The 18674-nt window shown below is 71.8% G+C and carries 16 protein-coding genes and 1 riboswitch; of the genes, 10 read left to right on the forward strand and 6 right to left on the reverse strand.

Annotation, left to right across the window (positions count from 1 at the left end; genetic code table 11):
- Positions 1-100 precede the first annotated feature (100 nt).
- A riboswitch (TPP riboswitch) is annotated at positions 101-211 on the forward strand.
- From thiO to thiI, 7 genes are all read left to right on the forward strand, one after another.
- Positions 210-1403 (forward strand): glycine oxidase ThiO, encoded by a 1194-nt coding sequence (thiO, locus tag ACFW3L_RS19700; RefSeq protein WP_378742524.1) that lies wholly within the window; start codon positions 210-212, stop codon positions 1401-1403. It overlaps the preceding riboswitch by 2 nt.
- 2 nt (positions 1404-1405) lie before the next feature.
- Positions 1406-1618 (forward strand): sulfur carrier protein ThiS, encoded by a 213-nt coding sequence (gene thiS / locus ACFW3L_RS19705; protein ID WP_378742526.1) that lies wholly within the window; start codon positions 1406-1408, stop codon positions 1616-1618.
- Between the two features lie 3 nt (positions 1619-1621).
- Positions 1622-2422: a thiazole synthase gene (locus ACFW3L_RS19710; RefSeq protein WP_378742528.1), complete on the forward strand. Its 801-nt coding sequence runs from the start codon at positions 1622-1624 to the stop codon at positions 2420-2422.
- 375 nt (positions 2423-2797) lie between these two features.
- Positions 2798-4768: a Stk1 family PASTA domain-containing Ser/Thr kinase gene (gene pknB / locus ACFW3L_RS19715; protein WP_378742530.1), complete on the forward strand. Its 1971-nt coding sequence runs from the start codon at positions 2798-2800 to the stop codon at positions 4766-4768.
- A gap of 114 nt (positions 4769-4882) precedes the next feature.
- Positions 4883-5548, forward strand: coding sequence for a response regulator (locus tag ACFW3L_RS19720; protein ID WP_378742532.1), 666 nt, complete (start codon positions 4883-4885; stop codon positions 5546-5548).
- Positions 5549-5691: 143 nt separating this feature from the next.
- Entirely contained in the window at positions 5692-6717 is a 1026-nt protein-coding gene (locus tag ACFW3L_RS19725; protein ID WP_378742534.1) for a 6-phosphofructokinase, read from the forward strand.
- A 176-nt stretch (positions 6718-6893) separates the two neighbouring features.
- Positions 6894-8186: a tRNA uracil 4-sulfurtransferase ThiI gene (thiI, locus tag ACFW3L_RS19730; protein ID WP_378742536.1), complete on the forward strand. Its 1293-nt coding sequence runs from the start codon at positions 6894-6896 to the stop codon at positions 8184-8186.
- 104 nt (positions 8187-8290) lie between these two features.
- On the opposite strand, the gene aroF is transcribed toward thiI, so the two are convergent.
- Positions 8291-9337, reverse strand: coding sequence for a 3-deoxy-7-phosphoheptulonate synthase (gene aroF / locus ACFW3L_RS19735; RefSeq protein WP_378742538.1), 1047 nt, complete (start codon positions 9335-9337; stop codon positions 8291-8293).
- Positions 9338-9701: 364 nt separating this feature from the next.
- Between aroF and ACFW3L_RS19740 the strand changes: the two genes are divergently transcribed.
- Positions 9702-10340 carry a molybdopterin-dependent oxidoreductase gene (locus tag ACFW3L_RS19740; protein WP_378742540.1) on the forward strand — a complete coding sequence of 213 codons (639 nt, stop codon included), beginning with the start codon at positions 9702-9704 and terminating at the stop codon, positions 10338-10340.
- A 19-nt stretch (positions 10341-10359) separates the two neighbouring features.
- On the opposite strand, the gene macS is transcribed toward ACFW3L_RS19740, so the two are convergent.
- From macS to ACFW3L_RS19755, 3 genes are all read right to left on the reverse strand, one after another.
- A complete protein-coding gene (gene macS, locus ACFW3L_RS19745; protein ID WP_378742542.1) occupies positions 10360-11442 on the reverse strand; it encodes a MacS family sensor histidine kinase in 1083 nt (360 codons plus the stop codon).
- 69 nt (positions 11443-11511) lie between these two features.
- Positions 11512-12429: a hypothetical protein gene (locus ACFW3L_RS19750; RefSeq protein ID WP_378742544.1), complete on the reverse strand. Its 918-nt coding sequence runs from the start codon at positions 12427-12429 to the stop codon at positions 11512-11514.
- Positions 12426-13223: an alpha/beta hydrolase gene (locus tag ACFW3L_RS19755; RefSeq protein WP_378742546.1), complete on the reverse strand. Its 798-nt coding sequence runs from the start codon at positions 13221-13223 to the stop codon at positions 12426-12428. Before ACFW3L_RS19755 ends, ACFW3L_RS19750 begins: the two co-directional genes overlap by 4 nt.
- Before the next feature lie 415 nt (positions 13224-13638).
- On the opposite strand from ACFW3L_RS19755, the gene ACFW3L_RS19760 reads away from it, so the two are divergent.
- A complete protein-coding gene (locus tag ACFW3L_RS19760; protein ID WP_378742548.1) occupies positions 13639-14502 on the forward strand; it encodes a lysophospholipid acyltransferase family protein in 864 nt (287 codons plus the stop codon).
- A gap of 64 nt (positions 14503-14566) precedes the next feature.
- On the opposite strand, the gene ACFW3L_RS19765 is transcribed toward ACFW3L_RS19760, so the two are convergent.
- Positions 14567-15514 carry an ROK family glucokinase gene (locus tag ACFW3L_RS19765; protein WP_378742550.1) on the reverse strand — a complete coding sequence of 316 codons (948 nt, stop codon included), beginning with the start codon at positions 15512-15514 and terminating at the stop codon, positions 14567-14569.
- 181 nt (positions 15515-15695) lie between these two features.
- A complete protein-coding gene (locus ACFW3L_RS19770; protein WP_378742552.1) occupies positions 15696-16178 on the reverse strand; it encodes a hypothetical protein in 483 nt (160 codons plus the stop codon).
- 572 nt (positions 16179-16750) lie between these two features.
- Here ACFW3L_RS19770 and ACFW3L_RS19775 point away from each other — a divergent pair.
- Entirely contained in the window at positions 16751-18559 is a 1809-nt protein-coding gene (locus tag ACFW3L_RS19775) for an AMP-dependent synthetase/ligase (RefSeq protein ID WP_378742554.1), read from the forward strand.
- Positions 18560-18674: the final 115 nt, after the last annotated feature.

Here is an 18674-nt window from a genome sequence, read left to right on the forward strand (position 1 = left end):
CCGGCCGGGCTCCGGAGACCATCGCCCCGCCCCCGGACGCCCCGCCTGGGAGATCCCCGCCACGACCGCCCTGGACGGGTTGTCCTAGGATGAGGGCGAGGACATGTCCCGCGGGAGCCGGGTGGACCCGGCTGAGAGGGAGGCTCACCGCCTCCGACCGCACGAACCTGATCCGGGTCATTCCGGCGAAGGGAGTGGAACACGGCGCCGTGCGCAGCAACGAGGTTCCCCCACAGAAGACGATTCATCCCACCAATGCGGTGGTCGTGGTCGGCGGCGGCGTCATCGGCCGGGTCACTGCCTGGCGGGCCGCCCAGCGCGGCCTGTCCGTGACCCTGGTCGAGCCCGACCCCGTCACGGCGCCCTCCGACGCCCGCGCCTCCTCGACCGTCGCGGCGGGCATGCTCACCCCCGCGACCGAGGCGGTCTTCGGCGAGGAGGAGCTCATGGAGCTCGGGGTGCGCTCGGCGCGCCTCTACGACGACTTCGTCGCCGAACTCCAGGAGGCCAGCGGGATCGACGTCGGCCACCGCCGCACCGGGACGCTGCTGGTCGCCTTCGACCGCGACGACCTCGCGGTCCTCACCGACCTCCACGCGCTCCAACAGCGCCTGGGCATCCCCACCCAGCGGCTCACCAGCCGCGAGTGCCGACGCCTCGAACCCACGCTCGCTCCGGGCGTGCGCGGTGGCGTGCTGGCCCCCGAGGACCACTCCGTGAACCCGCGCGCGCTGCTCCTGGCCCTGGCGCGGGCCGGGGAGCGGGCGGGCGTTCGCGAGGTCCCCGGGTACGCGGAGGAGATCACCTCCCCCGGGGCTGACGGCGCGCGCCTGGGCGTACGCCTGGCCGACGGGACCGCACTGCCCGCCGCGCAGGTGGTGCTCGCCGCCGGATGCTGGGGCGACCGGGTACGGGTGCCCGAACCGGTGGTTCCGCCGCTGCGCCCGGTCAAGGGGCAGCTGCTGCGCGCCCGGGTGCCCGCCGGGGAACCGCCGCTGGTCACGCGCACCGTGCGCGGCCTGGTGCGCGGGTTCCCCGTCTACCTGGTGCCCCGGGCCGACGGCGAGGTGATCGTCGGCGCCACCCAGGAGGAGCTGGGCCACGACACCTCCCTGACGGTCGGCGGGCTCTGGCAGGTCCTGCGGGACGCGCGCGAGCTCGTCCCGGGGGTGAGCGAGCTGGAGGTCGTCGAGACCTGCGTGGGGCTGCGGCCGGGTTCCCCCGACAACGAACCCCTCCTGGGGCCCACACGGGTCCCGGGACTGCACCTGGCCGCCGGACACTTTCGGCACGGGGTCCTGCTGGCCCCGGTGACCGGGGAGGTCATGGCCGAGGCACTCACCACCGGCGCGCTGCCCCCGTACGCGCGCCGGTTCTCAGCCAGCAGACGGACGTGGGAGTAGCAGTGGAACTGATCATCAACGGACAGGCCCGGGACAGCGAGGCGACCACCGTGGACGGGGTCGTGCGCGACCTCACCGACGCCGGGGACGGCGCCGTCCCCGGCGGGATCGCCGTCGCGGTCAACGACGAGGTGGTGCGACGCACCGCCTGGACGGACACCGAGCTCTCCGCGGGCGACCGCGTGGACGTGCTCACCGCCGTACAGGGAGGCTGAACCATGACACAGACGTCCGAGTCCGTGACCGTCGCGGCACACGTGTCGGAGGACCCGCTGGTCATCTCGGGGGTCTCCTTCGGGTCCCGACTCATCACCGGCACCGGCGGGGCGCCCTCGCTGGAGGTCCTGGAGGACGCCCTCCTGGCGTCGGGAACCGAACTCACCACCGTGGCCATGCGCCGGATCACCCCGGGCACCCAGGGGTCGGTGTGGGACGTCCTGGAGCGCAACCGCATCCGCCCGCTGCCCAACACCGCCGGGTGCTTCACCGCCGTGGACGCCGTGCGCACCGCGAGGCTCGGCCGTGAGGCCCTGGGCACCGACTGGGTGAAGCTGGAGGTGGTCGCCGACGAGCACACCCTCCTGCCCGACCCGGTGGAACTACTGGACGCCGCGGAGGCGCTGGTCGACGACGGCTTCACTGTCCTGCCCTACACCAACGACGACCCGGTGCTGGCCCGTCGCCTGGAGCAGTTGGGCTGCGCCGCCGTGATGCCGCTGGCCGCGCCGATCGGTTCGGGCCTGGGCATCCGCAACCCGCACAACCTGGAGCTGATCGTCGAACAGGCCGAGGTCCCGGTGATCGTGGACGCGGGCATCGGGACGGCGAGCGACGCCGCCCTGGCGATGGAGCTCGGGTGCGACGCGGTGTTGTTGGCCACGGCCGTGACACGCGCCCGGGAGCCGGTGCGGATGGCGGCGGCGATGCGCGACGCCGTGCGCGCCGGTCGCGGTGCGCGGCTGGCCGGACGCATCCCGGTCCGCCGCCACGCCAGGGCCTCCAGCCCCGACGTGGTCTGAGTCCGCCGGGAGGACTCCGGTGCGGTGGTCCGGGGCTCCGGACCTGGGACGATCACCCGTTCCGACACACCGCGCGAACCCCCGGTGACGACACGCGAACGGACCGTTACCGACGGGTTTGGTCCCGTCCCCTACCGTGGGAGGGTGCGCGTGCCGCGCGACGGCACCGCACCCTCAGACCGCCCAGGCGCGAACGCCCCGAACCGACCCTCCGGTCGGGCTCCACGACGGTGGACACGGGGGCCGTCGCGACCGTGAACCGCGGGGCAGACCTGACACCGGCTTCCGCTATCGTGTCGGATCGACACCAGGTGTCGGGTACGCGCCACCGGCCGCGAACGCCCGCGCTCCCCGCAGCAAGGACACAACTCCGCCGTGGACATGACGACTTCCGACCCGCTTGTAGGCGCGACGCTGGACCGTCGCTACTTCGTCGAGTCAAGGATCGCCGGTGGCGGCATGGCGACGGTCTACGTCGCCCACGACCTGAGGCTGGACCGACGCCTGGCCCTCAAGGTCATGCACCCCTCCCTGGCCCAGGACCCGACCTTCGTCCAGCGCTTCATCAACGAGGCGCACTCGGTCGCCAAGCTCTCCCACCCCAACGTCGTGCAGGTCTTCGACCAGGGTGAGGACCAGGGACACGTCTTCCTCGCCATGGAGTACGTCCCGGGCCAGACCCTGCGCGACATCCTCAAGGCACACGGACGACTGGCTCCGAAGCAGGCCCTGAACTTCATGGCCTCGGTGCTGGCCGCGCTGGGGGCCGCCCACCAGGCCGGGATGGTGCACCGCGACGTCAAGCCCGAGAACGTCCTGATCAGCAAGGACGGCCGGGTCAAGGTGGCCGACTTCGGTCTGGCCCGCGCGGTGGAACAGTCCAACCAGGGCCTGACCCGCACCGGCACGCTCATGGGCACGGCCGCCTACCTGGCGCCCGAGCAGATCGAGAAGGGCACCGCCGACGCGCGCAGCGACGTGTACGCGGCCGGGATCATGCTCTACGAACTGCTCACCGGCGGCCAGCCGCACACCGGCGAGACCCCGATCGCGATCGCCTACCAGCACGTGACCGAGGACGTTCCGCGCCCCTCCCACTTCCTGCCGAACCTGCCGCCCGAGGTGGACGGCCTGGTCACCAAGGCCACCGAGCGCGACCCCCGGTACCGTCCGAGCAACGCGGGCCAGTACCTGGCCAAGGTCCTGGAGGTCCTGCGGACCCTGCCGGACCCGACGCCGGGCTCGGCCGCGCCGTTGGCCCCCGTGGCCCCGCAGGCCAACGCGGCGGCCACCATGACCGCGCCCCAGCTGATCGCGGGCGGCGCCGGTCCGGGCACCGAGAACGCCACGATGGTCGTCGACATGAACGGCGCCGACCTGGGCGGGGGCGACTACGACGACGATGACTACCCCGGACGGGGCGGGTCGTGGTTCTCGCGCAACCGCCTCCTGGTGGTCGGCGCGCTCGTGACGGCGCTGGTCGTGGGTGTGGCGGGCTGGTGGTTCCTGCTCGGCCGCTACGAGGCCGTCCCCGACGTGATCGGGCTGTCCCCCGAGGCCGCCAGCGAGCAGATCCGGGGCGCCGGACTGGTCGTGGAGCTCTCCGACGACCGGGTGTACAGCGACGACGCCGCCGCCGGCGAGGTCGGTGAGACCGACCCCGAGGTGGACTCGCGGCTCTCCCCCGGTGACACGGTGACGGTGTTCCTGTCCAAGGGCCCGCAGAACGTGTCCATGCCCGACCTCGTGGGCGACGACGTCGCCAACGCGCTCAAGGCGCTGGAGGACCTCGGCTTCGACGACGAGAGCATCGTCCAGGAGGAGCAGGACTCCCCGGACAACGACCCCGGCGAGGTGCTGGCCACCAGCCCCGAGGCGGGTGCGGACGCCGACCGCGAGGGGACGGTGACCATCACCGTCAGCAGCGGGATCCCCGTGCCGAGCCTGGCCGGGGAGAAGCGCGAGGACGCCGAGAAGACCCTCGACGAGCTGGGCCTGTCGGCCGAGATCGTCGAGGAGGAGAGCGAGAACATCGACAAGGGCCTGGTGATCAGCCAGACTCCCGACACCGGCACCAACGTCGGTCCCGGGGCGTCCGTCACGCTGACGGTGTCCAGCGGACCGCCCGAGGTCGACGTCCCGGACGTGGTGGGCGACTCCGTCCGCGACGCCCGCAAGGAACTGGAGGACGCCGGGTTCGACGTCGAGGTCGAGCGGATCTTCGGCGGCCGTGTGGTGGCGCACCAGTCGCACACCGGGACCGCTCCCGAGGGCACCAAGATCAAGCTCACCGCCACCCCCGGCGGGATCGACCTGGGCGACCTCGACGAGGACGAGGACGACTGACCGGACTCCGCGCCGCCGCGCGCCGCCCGGATGACCGCCGCCCCCTGCCCTTTCCGGAAGGGGGCGGCGGTCAGGGCGTGTACCCGCCGGACACGCCCGAGTAGTGTCTGCGGCATGAGCGGTGACGAGATCCGGGTGATGGTCGTGGACGACCACCCCATGTGGCGTGACGCGGTGGCACGGGACCTGGCCGAGGCCGGACTCCGCGTGGTGGGGACGGCGGGCGACGGCGCCAAGGCGCTGCGGATCGCTCCCGCGATCCGGCCCACCCTGGCCGTGGTGGACCTGCACCTGCCCGACACCAACGGCGTGGAGCTGACCGCCGCCCTGGTGGCGCTGCCCGAGCCCCCACGGGTGCTGGTGCTCTCGGCCAGCGGCGAGAGCGACGACGTGCTGGCGGCGGTCAAGGCCGGGGCCACCGGCTACCTGGTGAAGTCGGCCGGGCGCGAGGAGCTCCTGGACGCCGTCCGCCGGGTGCACACCGGTGAGGCCGTCTACACCCCCGGTCTGGCCGGACTGGTGCTCGGTGAGTACCGGCGGCTGTCCGCCGAGGAGGACCGCGCGGCCGACGGCCGGGAGCGGGCTCCCGAGCTGACCCCGCGTGAGACCGAGGTGCTGCGGCTGGTGGCCAAGGGGCTGGCCTACAAGCAGATCGCCCGCCGCCTCACGATCTCCCACCGCACGGTCCAGAACCACGTCCAGAACACCCTGACCAAACTGCACCTGCACAACCGGGTGGAGCTGGTGCGCTACGCCATCGACCAGGGCCTGGACGAATGACCCCGTGACGCGGCGACGGCCGGAACGCGGGGTTTCGGATGCCGTGCAAGGAGCGGGGTTGGCCTGGGCCACCCCCGCCCACTATGGTCTAGACCATAGGGCGCCAGCGCCCGGAACACCCACCAACGTCGAGGAGAATTCGTATGCGAGTCGGGGTGCTGACCGGTGGTGGAGACTGCCCTGGTCTGAACGCGGTCATCCGCGCCGTGGTCCGCAAGGGCATCAAGGACTACGGGTACGAGTTCGTCGGCTTCCGGGACGGCTGGCGCGGCCCCCTGGAGGGCGACACCATGCCCCTGGACATCGCCGCCGTACGCGGAATCCTCCCCCGTGGCGGCACGATCCTCGGCTCCTCCCGCACCAACCTCATGAAGATCGAGGGCGGCGTCGAGCGGGTCAAGGACAACATGGCCGGACTGGGCGTGGACGCTCTGGTCGCTATCGGCGGCGAGGACACCCTGGGTGTCGCCCGCCAGCTGCACGACCGCGGCGTGAACGTGGTCGGCGTGCCCAAGACCATCGACAACGACCTCAACGCCACGGACTACACGTTCGGGTTCGACACGGCGGTCAACATCGCCATGGAGGCGATCGACCGCCTGCACACCACGGCGGAGTCGCACCACCGCGCCCTGGTGGTGGAGGTCATGGGCCGCCACGCCGGGTGGATCGCCCTGCACTCGGGCATGGCCGCGGGCGCCAACGTCATCCTCATCCCCGAGCGCCCCTTCGACATGGACGTGGTCGTCAAGCACGTCGAGAGCCGCTTCGAGACCCAGTACGCGCCCATCATCGTGGTCGCGGAGGGCGCCCACCCCAAGGCGGGGCAGCTGGAGCTGGCCACCGGTGAGACGGACTCCTTCGGCCACGTGCGCCTGGGCGGCATCGGTCAGAACCTGGCCGAGGAGATCGAGCGGCGCACCGGCAAGGAGGCCCGTTCGGTCGTACTGGGCCACGTCCAGCGCGGCGGCACCCCCACCGCCTTCGACCGCGTGCTCGCCACCCGCCTGGGCGTGAACGCCATCGAGGCCGTGCACGACAAGTCCTTCGGCAAGATGGTCGGCCTCCAGGGCACCGACATCGTGCGGGTGGACCTGGCCGAGGCCACCGACACCCTCAAGACCGTGCCCGCGGAGCGCTACGAGGAGGCCGAGGTCTTCTTCGGCTAGGCGCCCGCACCGCGTACCGGGCCCCTCCCCCGCTTCGGGGAGGGGCCCGGCCGTGTCCGGAGTCTCATCCGAGGACCGTGTACTCCGGGAATGGACCGAGCGGTCCGGGGATTGTTCGATACTGGAAGGCATCGTTCCGTCCCCAAGCCCAGGCATCACCCTCCGGAGGTAGCACCATGTCCGCGTCGCTGGAGTCCGCGCCGCTCCCCGTAACCGAGGTCGGAGCCGACGCCGGGCTCGGCGAGCTCTGCGTGCTCATGAAGCTCGGCGAGATCGTTCTCAAGGGCTCCAACCGCAAGCTGTTCGAGCGCCGCCTGCACAACAACATCAGGTCCTCCGTGCGCGACCTGGGCGACATCCGCCTCTCCCAGCGCGGCGCGGGCGTGATCATCGTGCGCAAGCCCGGGGCCTCCGACCTGGAGATCGCGGAGATCGCGGACCGCATGGCCAACGTCATGGGCGTGGTCTGGGTGCACCTGGTCCGTCGCGTGGCCAAGGACCTGGACGCCATCACCGACATCGGCGTGCGTTCCCTGGCGGGCCGCGAGGGCACCTTCGCGGTGCGCGCCCGGCGCCGTGACAAGCGGTTCGAGATGAACTCCGGTGAGCTGGCCGGGTACCTCGGTTCCAAGATCATCGAGGCGCACGGCTACAAGGTGAACCTCAAGCGTCCCGACAACACCCTCCACGTCGAGGTCGACAAGGACGAGGCGTTCGTCTTCACCGACGGCGTCCCCGGCCAGGGCGGTCTGCCCGCCGGGATGAGCGGGCGGGGCCTGGTGCTGATGTCCGGCGGCATCGACTCCCCCGTCGCCGCCCACCGGATGATCCGGCGCGGGCTCAAGGTGGACTTCCTGCACTTCTCCGGGATGCCCTTCACCGGACCCGAGTCCATCTACAAGGCCTACAGCCTGGTCCGCCAGCTGGACCGCTACCAGGTGGGCTCGCGCCTGTTCGTGGTCCCCTTCGGCAAGGCCCAGCAGCAGCTGAAGAGCTCCGGTATCGAGCGGCTCCAGATCGTGGCCCAGCGGCGCCTGATGCTCAAGACCGCCGAGGCCCTGGCCGACGACCTCAAGGCGGAGTGCCTGATCACGGGGGACGCCCTGGGCCAGGTCTCCAGCCAGACGATGACCAACCTCACCGCCCTGGACGACGCGGTGGACCTGCCGATCCTGCGGCCCCTCATCGGCATGGACAAGACCGAGATCATGGACCAGGCCCGGAGGATCGGGACGCTGGCCATCTCGGAGCTGCCGGACGAGGACTGCTGCACGATGCTGACGCCGCGTCAGGTCGAGACCGCCGCGAAGATCGGTGACCTGCGGCAGATCGAGAAGCGCCTGGACGCCGAGGAGCTGGCCGAGCACCTGGTGACCACCGCTCAGCTGCACCGCCCCAGCTTCCTGGGCGAGGCCGCGCCCGCGCAGGTCGCGCCCTCCGCCGCCAAGGCCGTGACCCCGGCCGTGTAGGACCGACGGGCCCTCGGGCCCGGCGACGGTACGTGCCCCGGACGCTCGTGAGCGTCCGGGGCACGGTCGTGTCACCCCTGGACCCGTGGCTCAGGGGGCGCGGTTCAGCTGCGGGCGAGTTCGCGCGCGGGCACGGGGGTGAGGGTGCGGCCGCTCAGGGTGGCCAGGGTGCCCGCCAGGTCCCGCAGCTCCGCCAGGTCCTCCTCCAGCAGCGCCTGGGGGCCGTCGCAGAGCGCGGTCTCCGGGCTCGGGTGCACGTCCACGATGACACCGTCGGCGCCGATCGCGATGGCCGCGCGGGAGAGCGGCAGGACCAGGTCGCGCTTGCCGCCGGAGTGCGACGGGTCCACGATCACCGGCAGGTGCGTGAGGCTCTGCGCGACCGGGACGGCGCTGATGTCCAGGGTGTTGCGGGTGGCCTTCTCGAAGGTGCGGATACCGCGCTCGCACAGGACGATGTCGAGGTTGCCGCGCTGGGCGACGTACTCGGCGGCCATCAACCACTCCTCGATGGTGGCGCTCATGCCGCGCTTGAGCAGGACCGGCTTCCCGGCGTCCCCGACCGCCTGGAGCAGGGCGAAGTTCTGCATGTTGCGGGTGCCCACCTGGAGCATGTCCGCGTACGAGGCGACCAGCTCGACGTCGGCGGCGTCCACGACCTCGGTGACGATCGGCAGACCGGTCTTCTCGCGCACGTCGGCGAGGATCTTCAGGCCCTCCTCACCCAGCCCCTGGAAGGCGTACGGGGAGGTGCGGGGCTTGTAGGCTCCGCCGCGCAGGAGCGCCGCCCCGGCGGCCCTGGCCATGAGGGCGGCCTCCAGGGTCTGCTCGGGGGTCTCGACCGCGCAGGGCCCGGCGATGACGGTCATGTTGTCGCCGCCGATCGGGACACCGCGCACGCTGACCACGGTGCGGCTGTCGTGGTTCTCGCGGCTGACGAGCTTGTACGGCGCCGAGATGCGCAGTACGTCGCTCACACCGGGCTTGGCGGCCAGGCCGAGGTCCTGGAAGCGCTCGACGTCGCCGACCAGGCCGATGATGGTGCGGCTGACGCCGCGTGTCACGTACGCCTCGCCTCCGGCGGAGGTGACCAGCTCGACGAGGGCGTCGATGTTGTCGGCGGTGGCGCCCGGCGCCATAACGATGACCATGTGGTTGTCCCTGTGTGTTTGGGTGGCTGAGCCGCGCGGCTGTCACGCCGGGGCCGGGGGCTTCGACCCCGGGCGAAAACAAAGGAGCCCCGGGCCGTTACCGGCCCGGGGCTCCTGGAAGATCGTCTGTGTCAGCGCAGCGCTTCACAGGCGACCGGGGAGATGGGCCGGTAGCCATAAAAGCGCCAAAAGTTCTGCTGCATGGCAGCGACTATAGCGCAAGGTGAGCACTCCCCCACACAACCGGGGGGAGTGACGTGGCTCTCGCGGGCGCCTGGCAGGATGACAGGACGCCGTCGTCCGCCCCGGCACGGGGGGACGTACCGGGGACCGCGGGGCCGGAGCGAAGGGACGGGGGAACGGGTTGTCCGAGGGCGACGAGGCCGGGGACACGGGCGGGGACCAGCGACCACGGCTGCCTCCGGGCCAGGCGGTCCGGTACGAGCACAGGCCCCTCCACTACGGCCGGGTGCCGACCTTCCGACCGCAGCGGTGGGACTTCCGCGTCTTCGGCGCGACCGAGTCGCTGGGCACCTACCGGTGGACCTGGGAGGAGTTCGGCGCCCTGCCCCGCAGGGACGTCGTCCGCGACTTCCACTGCGTGATGCGGTTCAGCGTTCCCGACGTCCCCTGGGGCGGGGTTCCGGCCGCCGACCTCGTCCACCTCGCCCCGCCCTCCCCCGAGGTCACGCACGTGATGGCCTGGGGGGAGTACGGATACAGCGCCAACCTGCGGGTGGACGACTTCCTCGACGACGGGGTACTGCTCGCCACGCACCGCGACGGCGTGCCGCTCGCCCCGGAGCACGGCTTCCCCGTGCGCCTGGTGGTGCCCCACCTGTACGGCTGGAAGAGCGTGAAGTGGCTGCGGTCCGTGGAGTACATGGTGGGTGATCGCCGGGGGTTCTGGGAGGAGCGCGGCTACCACAACCGGGCCGACCCGTGGAACGAGGAGCGCTTCTCCCACCAGGAGGACCCCGGGGCAGGGCCCCCGCTCCGCTGACCCCGGTCCGCCGGAGGGGTCAGTCCCGGGGGACGGACATCTCGATCTCGGTGCCCTCCCCTGGCTCCGAGAACAGCTCCGTGGTGCCACCGAGGTCGCGGATCCGGCCGACGACCGACTGCGCGACGCCGAGGCGGCCCTCGTCACGGGCCCGTTCCAGGCGCCCGGGCGGGATGCCGGGGCCGTCGTCGCGCACGGTCACGGTGACCGCGTGGCCCTCGTCCTCCAGCAGGACCCAGGCCCTGGTCCCGGGCGGGCAGTGCCGCTCCACGTTGTCGAGGGCGGCGGACGCGGCGGCGGCGAGTTCGGCGGCGGTGTCCCCGGGCAGGAGCACCGGGGTGGCGGGCGCCGAGACCGAGACGCGCACGGACTCCAGACGGCGCAGGGCCTCCCGCAGGTCGGCGGGGGCGCCCGGGGCGGCCTCGGTCCCGGGCCCGGAGGGCACGGACGCCGCCGCGTCCAGGCCGTCGGTGAGCAGGGACCGCAGCCGCACCTCCTGCTCACCGGCCATCCGGCCCAGCTCGGCGGCCTGGCCTCCGATCTCGTCGCCACGGCGGCGCACGAGCGCCAGGACCTGGAGGACGGAGTCGTGGATGGAACGGGCGAGCTGTTCGCGTTCCCGGATGCGCGCCTCCATGGTCACCGCCCGGGCGAAGCGCTCCTCGGCCTGCTCCGCGACCCGTGCCATGTAGCCCACGGCCAGGCAGGCCAGCAGGAGCAGCGCCACACCCCGCACGGTGGCGGCGGTCACGTTGGCGTCCATCAGAAGGCGCAGGGTGATGTCCGCTCCGCCGTAGGCGAGGGCGACCGTGGCGGCTCCGCGTCGCCCCCAGATGACGCTGGCCGACAGGGCGGCCCCCGCGAACCAGTAGGAACTCAGCGGGGGCGCCTGGGTGAGGTAGTGGGGGGCGGCCGCCAGCCCCGTGGCGAACATGCAGCCGAAGGCCACGGCGAGGTCGGCCACCAGCAGGCGCGAGGTGCGCCAGGCCGGACGCGCGTAGGCGTAGGTCGTCACCACGGTCCAGGCGGCCATGACGACCAGCACCGCCCAGGCGACCCAGGGTCTGGACAGGTACGCGTGGTGCTGGGCGAGCGGCACCACGGCGTAGACCAGAGCGACGGCGCGGAACAGGGCGATGGTGCGCCAGAGGGGGACGTCGAAGCCCAGGGGTCAGACCACCGCCCCGTTGTCGGGACCGTTGTCACCGGGGGGCCGCGAGTCGGTCATCCGCAGGATGAGCACGACGAAGCTGGTCAGGAAGGCCGCGACGGCCAGGAACATGATCCCGTTGGGCAGCGTGAACCCCAGGAAGGCGGCCCCGAAGAGCAGCACCGGACCGCCCAGGAGGCCGATCCAGGCCGCGATGCCCACCCGGTCGCCCTGGAGCAGGGGTGGTGGCGGCGGGGGCTCGTAGTGGCCCTCCATCTCCGCCTCGGCGCGGCGTCGGTCCTCCCCGCGGGACTCCTCGTCGTCGTCCTCGCCCGGGTCCCGGGGCAGGTTGGCGAGGATGTCCCCGAGCCGGGTCTGGTGCTCGTCCGGGGCGCTGAGGTTCTCGACGTCGGGCCAGGCGACCCGGCCGCGCTGTTCACTGGTGCCCTCGGTGTCGTCGTAGAAACGCGCGACCAGGTCGTTCCAGACGTCGTCCTCGTCCTTGGGGCGCCTCCTCGGCGCCTCGGGCTCGATGTCGGCCGGGGGTCCGTCGAGCAGGTCGCCGCCGACGGGCGTGTCGTTGCCCTCGTGCGCGGCGGTGGGTTCCTGGCTCTCCTCGCCCTCGGCCTCAGGTCTGGTCTCGACACGGGGGGCCAGCAGGTCCGGCCCGGCGTCCCGGTCGCTCAGGTCGGGCAGTTCGGAGCCGAGCACGCGCTCGGCGGCGCCCCGCTCCTCGGCGTCGACGTAGAGGTGGTCGGTGGGCGGGTCCTCCGTCTGGCCACCGGAGGGTTCCAGGACGTCCTCGGCCAGGGGGACCGCGTAGGCGGCGATCCCGCTGCGCCGCAGCGCCTCCAGCATGAGGTCCGCGTGGGAGGGCGCGAGCAGGATCAGCGGAACGTAGGCGTCGGCGAGCAGGCCGTTGCCCCGACGTTGCGTCATCGGTCGGATCCTTCCCCGCTTCTCCCGCGCTCGCGTACGAACGCGAGGCTTCCTTCGAAGATGGTGGCGGCGTCGTGGTCGAGGGTCGCGACGTGGTAGCTGTCGTGGAGCAGGTGGATCGTCAGTCGCGTGTTCACCGCTCTCCTGGCGAGGATACGCAGACTGTCCGGTCCGACGACGTGGTCCTGGGGGCTCCGGTAGGCCAGAACCGGCGCCCGCAAACCGGACATGCCGTCCTGAACCGCGCGCCACAGCTTCGGGAGTGTCGCGGCGGCGGCGGTGGGCACCCGGTCGTACCCGCCCTCGGAGGCGGTCTCGATGGCGACGTCGCTGGACAGGCCCGGGGTGGAGGGCATCAGGCGCGCCGCCAGGTGGCGGATCGGCGCGATCACCGGGAGCCTGCGGTCCTCCACGGTCAGGGAGGGGTTGACCACGACCACACCGCGAACGATGTCGGGGTGTTCCTGGGCCAGGCGCAGGGTGAGGGCCCCGCCCATGGACAGGCCCATGACGTACACCTCGTCGCACCGGTCGGCGAGGTCGAGCAGGGCCGACTCCACCGCCGCGTACCAGTCGTCGCTGGTGGTGGTGGCCATGTCCTGCCAGGTGGTCCCGTGCCCGGGCAGGCGCGGGAGTTCGACGGTCAGCCCCGCCTCGGCCAGGTACTCCGCCCAGGGGCGCATCGAGTACGGCGACCCGGTGAACCCGTGGCAGAGCAGGACTCCGACGCCCGAACCCGTGTGACTGAAGGGGTCCGCCCCCGGGATCAGGGGGATGGCGCTGGTCGGTCTCACAGGTCTGCTCCCGGGATCGTTCGGCGGGGAACCGGCTGGGACGGCGGCCCCAGCCGTGAGGCTAGTCGCTCGGGCGAGCGTTTGTCATCGAGTGAACGGTAGCGTTCTCCTGCCCGAACTCCGGGAGCGCCCGGCGTGTTCCCGGGTGCCGAGGGCGGACCTGCCGCGACGCCCACACCGGTCGTGAGTATCCTCGACAGTGCCCCCGCGGCGCGTCCCCTCCCGACCCGCGACGAACGGCACGGGTCCGTTCCGGATGCTTTTGGTGGAGACCCGCACGTGGTGGGAAGATGACCTCCGTCAGTCTCCCCGTGTTCGCGGCGGAGGCGTTCCGGACAATGTCAGCCGAGCGGGACAGTGAGACGTGGCAGGCCCTGCCCAGTGCTCCCCGCGTATGCAGGGGTGATCTGAAGCGATGTTCTACTGGGTGGTCAAGGCGATCCTGGGGCCGATCCTGGCCGTGTTGTGGCAACCCCGCGCGGAGGGCGTGGAGAACGTGCCCCGGCGTGGTCCGGCCGTCATGGTCAGCAACCACCTGTCGTTCTCCGACCACTTCTTCGGTCCGCTGCCGCTGCCGCGCAAGATCACCTTCCTCGCCAAGGCCGAGTACTTCACCGGCACCGGCGTGAAGGGGTTCCTCAGCCGGGCCTTCTTCACCGGTGTGGGCCAGATCCCCATCGACCGCTCCGGCGGCAAGGCGAGCGAGGCGGCCCTGCGCACCGGGCTGCGCGTCCTCAAGCGCGGCGACCTGCTGGGCATCTATCCCGAGGGCACCCGTTCCCCTGACGGCAAGCTCTACCGGGGCCGCACCGGGGTGGCGCGGCTCGCTCTGGAGGCCAGGGCCCCCGTCGTGCCGATGGCGATGATCAACCTGGAGAAGATCATGCCCCCCGGGCGCACCGTCCCCAAGCTGGGTGTGCGCCCCAAGGTCGTCTTCGGCAAGCCGCTCGACTTCTCCCGGTACTACGGGATGGAGAAGGACCAGCGGGTCCTGCGGGCGATCACCGACGAGATCATGTACGCCCTCATGGAGCTCTCCGGCCAGGAGTACGTGGACCGCTACGCCCAGGCGGTCAAGGCCGAGATCGAGGCGGAGGAGAAGGAGGCCAGACGCGAGCAGCAGGCCAGCGCCAAGGACGAGCGCCGGACCCGCCGCGCCGAGCGAAGGTCCGATCGCCAGGCCCGCAGGGAGGCCAGGCGCGAGGAGAAGCGCGCACGGAAGGCCTCCGACCGCGCCGACGCCGAGCAGGCCGAGACGCCGCCGAGCGACGCGGGGTAGCGTCGGACGGCCGAAGGGGGCGGACACCGGGTGTTCCCGGTGGCCGCCCCCTTCTCGTCGGTCCTCAGTGCCGGGCGAGGTCGCCCGCGCCGACGATGCCCGCCTCGCCGCCGAGCTCGGCGACGCGCACCTCGGCAAGGCGGCGGCCGGGGCGACCGGAGACGTGTCGCGCGAAGGAGGCGCGGACCGGGTCGAGCAGGATGTCGCCCGCGTCGGAGACCCCGCCGCCGAGGACGAAGCACTCGGGGTCCAGGATCGCGGCCAGGTCGGCCAGGCCGAGCCCGGCCCAGTCCCCCACGATCCGGAAGCACTCCAGGGCGGCCGGGTCGCCCTCCATGGCGGCGCGGGTGATGACCTCGCCCTCGATCCGCTCCACGAGGCCGTCGGCGAGCTTGAGCATGCGCTCGCCCCTCTCGGGGTCGGTACGGGCCAGGTCCTGCCCCTCGGCCACCAGGGCCCGACCGCTGGCGTACTGCTCCCAGCAGCCGTGGTTGCCGCAGGCGCAGCGGCGGCCGTGCGGGACCATGCGGTAGTGGCCGACCTCGGCGGCGACTCCGTGGCGGCCCCGGTGCAGGGCGCCGCCGAGGACCAGTCCGCCGCCGATCCCGGTGCCCAGGGTCACGCAGACGATGTGGTCGCTGCCCCGCCCCGCGCCGAAGCGGGCCTCGGCCCAGGCGGCGGCGTTGGCGTCGTTCTCGACGACCACGGGCAGGTCGACGTGGCGCCGCACACGCTCCTTGAGGGGTTCGTCGAGCAGACCCAGGTTGACGGCGACCTGGACGGTGGCGCGGTCCTCGTCGACGAATCCGGCCACCCCCACGCCCACCGCGCCGACCTCGCGTTCGGGCCGACGCTCGCGGAGCTCCCGCACCGCCCGTCCGACGACCTCGGCCAGACCGTCGGGGTCGTGGGACGGAGTGGGGTACTTGACCTTGTCCAGGATCTGCCCGTCGTGGTCGACGACACCGGCGGCGACCTTGGTCCCGCCGATGTCTACGCCAATGGTCAGCATGGGGGCAGCTCCTTCTACTTACGCCCGAACTCTGACATAAGTCTCAAGGTTCATGGCAGATGGTTTTCAAATGGTGTAAACCATTCGATTAAACCAGGCTCAGGCGTCGCCGCACACCCCGAGAGCGACCACTGTCCGGTTCGCCCCGATCCCCCACTGTGACCCGCGAGTCCGCCGCGCCCTACCCGCTCTCACCAGGCCTGGAAGCCTCGTCCGCACCCTCCGGCGACTCACGGTGGGCGCGCGCGTCCCGCTCACGGTCGTCGCGCTCACGCCTCTCCCGCTCCTCGCGTGCCCGCGCGGCCTCCTCCCGCCCCTGCTCGAAGGAGCGCTCCATCACTCCCCAGGTGCGCCCGACGGCGTCCGCGAAGGACAGCCCGGCCCGCCCGAGGTGCCCCGCGACCTCCGGGGCGCTCTTGCGCACGATCTCCACGAACTCCTCCAGCGGGGGGCGCTGCTCCCGCGTCTCCACGCGGATCGCCTCCTCCCACACGTCGGCCTTGGCCGGGGGGTGGGTGACCGCGCTGACCCCGCGTTTGACCCCGGCGACCAGGAGCTTGCGCTGGAGGCCGTCCACGAGGCGCAGGGCGTCGTCGATGAGGTCGGGGCCGTCGGCGCTTCCGCCGCCCGTCCGCTCCGAGCGCCCGGTGTTGTTCTCGGTCATGTCCGTGAGCCTCCTGTAGGTGCGTCTGGCATCACGGTAACCGCCCCGCCCCGGGGTCGACAGGCGCCCCGGGGGAGGTTCAGGGAAGAGCCAGGGGCGCCCGGGGGTCACGCCCGGGGATGACCCCGGGGCCGCGTCACGTTGTGGAGACCGGGAGGACACACGCGGACCCGCGGGCACCGAGGAGGGCGAACGGTCGTCCGTTTCGAGGGGATTCGACGCGAACCTCACCGGATGTGCGCGAGGAACCCGCCGCGCGGTAGTCTCGGCTCCGCGCGAGCACCCACCGGGATCACCCGCTTGACCTGCGCACTCCCGGACGGCCCGACGAGAGGCGACCGCCCTCCCACAGGCGCGGTCACGCCGACAACACCACAGGGGAAGGCCCCGACCCGACCACGCCCGGCCACCGGCGGACGCCCGACGAACAGCGGGTTCGCCCCGCGAGGCGCGTCAAGCTCGGATCACCGTTGGATACCGAACGGCAACCTGTTCTACTCACGAGTAGGATGGTGTTGTTACGGTCGTCACGTCCCCACCACCCAGAACCCGTACACGTCCAGGAGCATCACGTGCGCGAATACAGCTCTCCCGCGAAGGCTGAGATCTCCGACGACGCGCGGCTGACCGACACGCTCTTTGCGCGCGCGGCCAGCGAGCCGAACGCCGTCGCCGCCCGCCGTCAGGAGGAGGCCGGGTCCGGCCAGTGGCGCGACGTGACCGTCGAGCGCCTGCACGGCGACATCGTCGGATACGCCAAGGCCCTGATCAACGCGGGCATCGGGCAGGGCGACCGTGTCGCGCTCATGTCGCGCACCCGCTACGAGTGGACCGCGGTCGACTACGCCATCTGGTCGATCGGCGCCGTCACCGTACCGATCTACGAGACCTCCTCCGCCGAGCAGATCGAGTGGATCCTCTCCGACTCCGGCGCCAAGGCCGCGTTCGTCGAGACCGAGGACCACGCCAAGCGCGTCGAGGGCATCCGGGCCAACACCCCCGAGCTCGCCCACCTGTGGCGCTTCGACGGCGACGACCTCACGGCCCTCACCGCCACAGGCACCGACGTCTCCGACGAGGACCTCGAGACCCGCCGCACCGCGGTGGGCGCCGACGACCTCGCCACCCTCATCTACACCTCCGGCACCACCGGCCGCCCCAAGGGTTGCGAACTCACCCACCGCAACTTCCTCTTCATCGCCCACTCCGCGCTGGAGGGCCCGGCCAAGCCGATCATCCTCGGCCACGAGGGCACCCCCTCCACCCTCCTCTTCCTGCCCCTCGCGCACGTCTTCGCGCGCTTCGTGCAGGTCATGGTCATCGAGGGCAAGGCCGTCCTGGGCCACTACCCCAGCACCGGCCCGGACCTGATCGACCAGTTCTCGGTCTTCAGGCCCACCTTCCTCCTCGCGGTCCCCCGCGTGTTCGAGAAGGTCTTCACCAAGGCCCAGCAGAAGGCCGAGGGCGAGGGCAAGGGCAAGATCTTCAACGCCGCCGCCGACACCGCCATCGAGTACAGCAAGGCGCTGGCCACCGGGAACGTCCCGTTCACCCTCAAGCTCAAGCACGGCCTGTTCAAGAAGCTGGTCTACGGGAAGATCACGGACCGCCTCGGCGGCGAGGCCCACTACGCGGTCTCCGGCGGCTCCGCCCTGGGCGACCGTCTCGGGCACTTCTTCCGCGGCGTCGGCCTGACGATCATCGAGGGCTACGGCCTCACCGAGACCACCGCGCCGACCTCGGTCAACAGCCCCGGCTTCAACAAGATCGGCACCGTCGGCCAGCCCATGCCCGGCACGACCGTGCGCATCGCGGACGACGGCGAGATCCTGCTCAAGGGCGACCACATCATGGTCGGTTACTGGCAGAACGAGAAGGCCACCAAGGAGGCCTTCGAGGACGGCTTCTACCGCACCGGTGACCTCGGCTCCCTCGACGCCGACGGCTTCCTCAGCATCACCGGCCGCAAGAAGGAGATCATCGTGACCGCGGGCGGCAAGAACGTCGCCCCGGCCGTCCTGGAGGACCGCATCCGCTCCCACGCCCTGGTCAGCCAGTGCATGGTCGTGGGTGACAACCGCAAGTTCATCGCGGCCCTGGTCACCATCGACCCGGAGTCCTTCGAGCTGTGGAAGTCCGCCAACGGCAAGACCGGCGAGATCTCCGACCTCACCGCCGACGCCGACCTCAACGCAGCCATCCAGGGCGCCGTGGACGACGCCAACAAGGCCGTCTCCAAGGCCGAGGGCATCAAGAAGTTCAAGATCCTGCCCAGTGACTTCACCGAGGAGGGCGGCCAGATGACCGCCTCCCTGAAGGTCAAGCGGCACGTCGTCAGCAAGCAGTGGAGCAAGGAGATCGACGACATCTACGCGGGCTGAGCCCGACGCTCCCGTTGACCGGAGGGGGCCGACCGCCCCGGGCGGTCGGCCCCCAACGTGGTTCCCCGCCCCCGCCCCCCCCCCAGGCGGCCTACAGGGACCGACGACGGAACCG

This window comes from Nocardiopsis sp. NPDC058789, assembly GCF_042745575.1.
Taxonomy (GTDB): domain Bacteria; phylum Actinomycetota; class Actinomycetes; order Streptosporangiales; family Streptosporangiaceae; genus Nocardiopsis; species Nocardiopsis eucommiae.

What these genes read in the sequence shown, in the direction of transcription:
- ACFW3L_RS19710 (WP_378742528.1), top strand. Translation starts at nt 1,622, where the DNA reads ATGACACAGACGTCCGAGTCCGTGACCGTCGCGGCACACGTGTCGGAG.
- ACFW3L_RS19720 (WP_378742532.1), top strand. Translation starts at nt 4,883, where the DNA reads ATGAGCGGTGACGAGATCCGGGTGATGGTCGTGGACGACCACCCCATG.
- ACFW3L_RS19725 (WP_378742534.1), top strand. Translation starts at nt 5,692, where the DNA reads ATGCGAGTCGGGGTGCTGACCGGTGGTGGAGACTGCCCTGGTCTGAAC.
- thiI (WP_378742536.1), top strand. Translation starts at nt 6,894, where the DNA reads ATGTCCGCGTCGCTGGAGTCCGCGCCGCTCCCCGTAACCGAGGTCGGA.
- aroF (WP_378742538.1), bottom strand. Translation starts at nt 9,337, where the DNA reads ATGGTCATCGTTATGGCGCCGGGCGCCACCGCCGACAACATCGACGCC.
- ACFW3L_RS19750 (WP_378742544.1), bottom strand. Translation starts at nt 12,429, where the DNA reads ATGACGCAACGTCGGGGCAACGGCCTGCTCGCCGACGCCTACGTTCCG.
- ACFW3L_RS19760 (WP_378742548.1), top strand. Translation starts at nt 13,639, where the DNA reads ATGTTCTACTGGGTGGTCAAGGCGATCCTGGGGCCGATCCTGGCCGTG.
- ACFW3L_RS19765 (WP_378742550.1), bottom strand. Translation starts at nt 15,514, where the DNA reads ATGCTGACCATTGGCGTAGACATCGGCGGGACCAAGGTCGCCGCCGGT.
- ACFW3L_RS19770 (WP_378742552.1), bottom strand. Translation starts at nt 16,178, where the DNA reads ATGACCGAGAACAACACCGGGCGCTCGGAGCGGACGGGCGGCGGAAGC.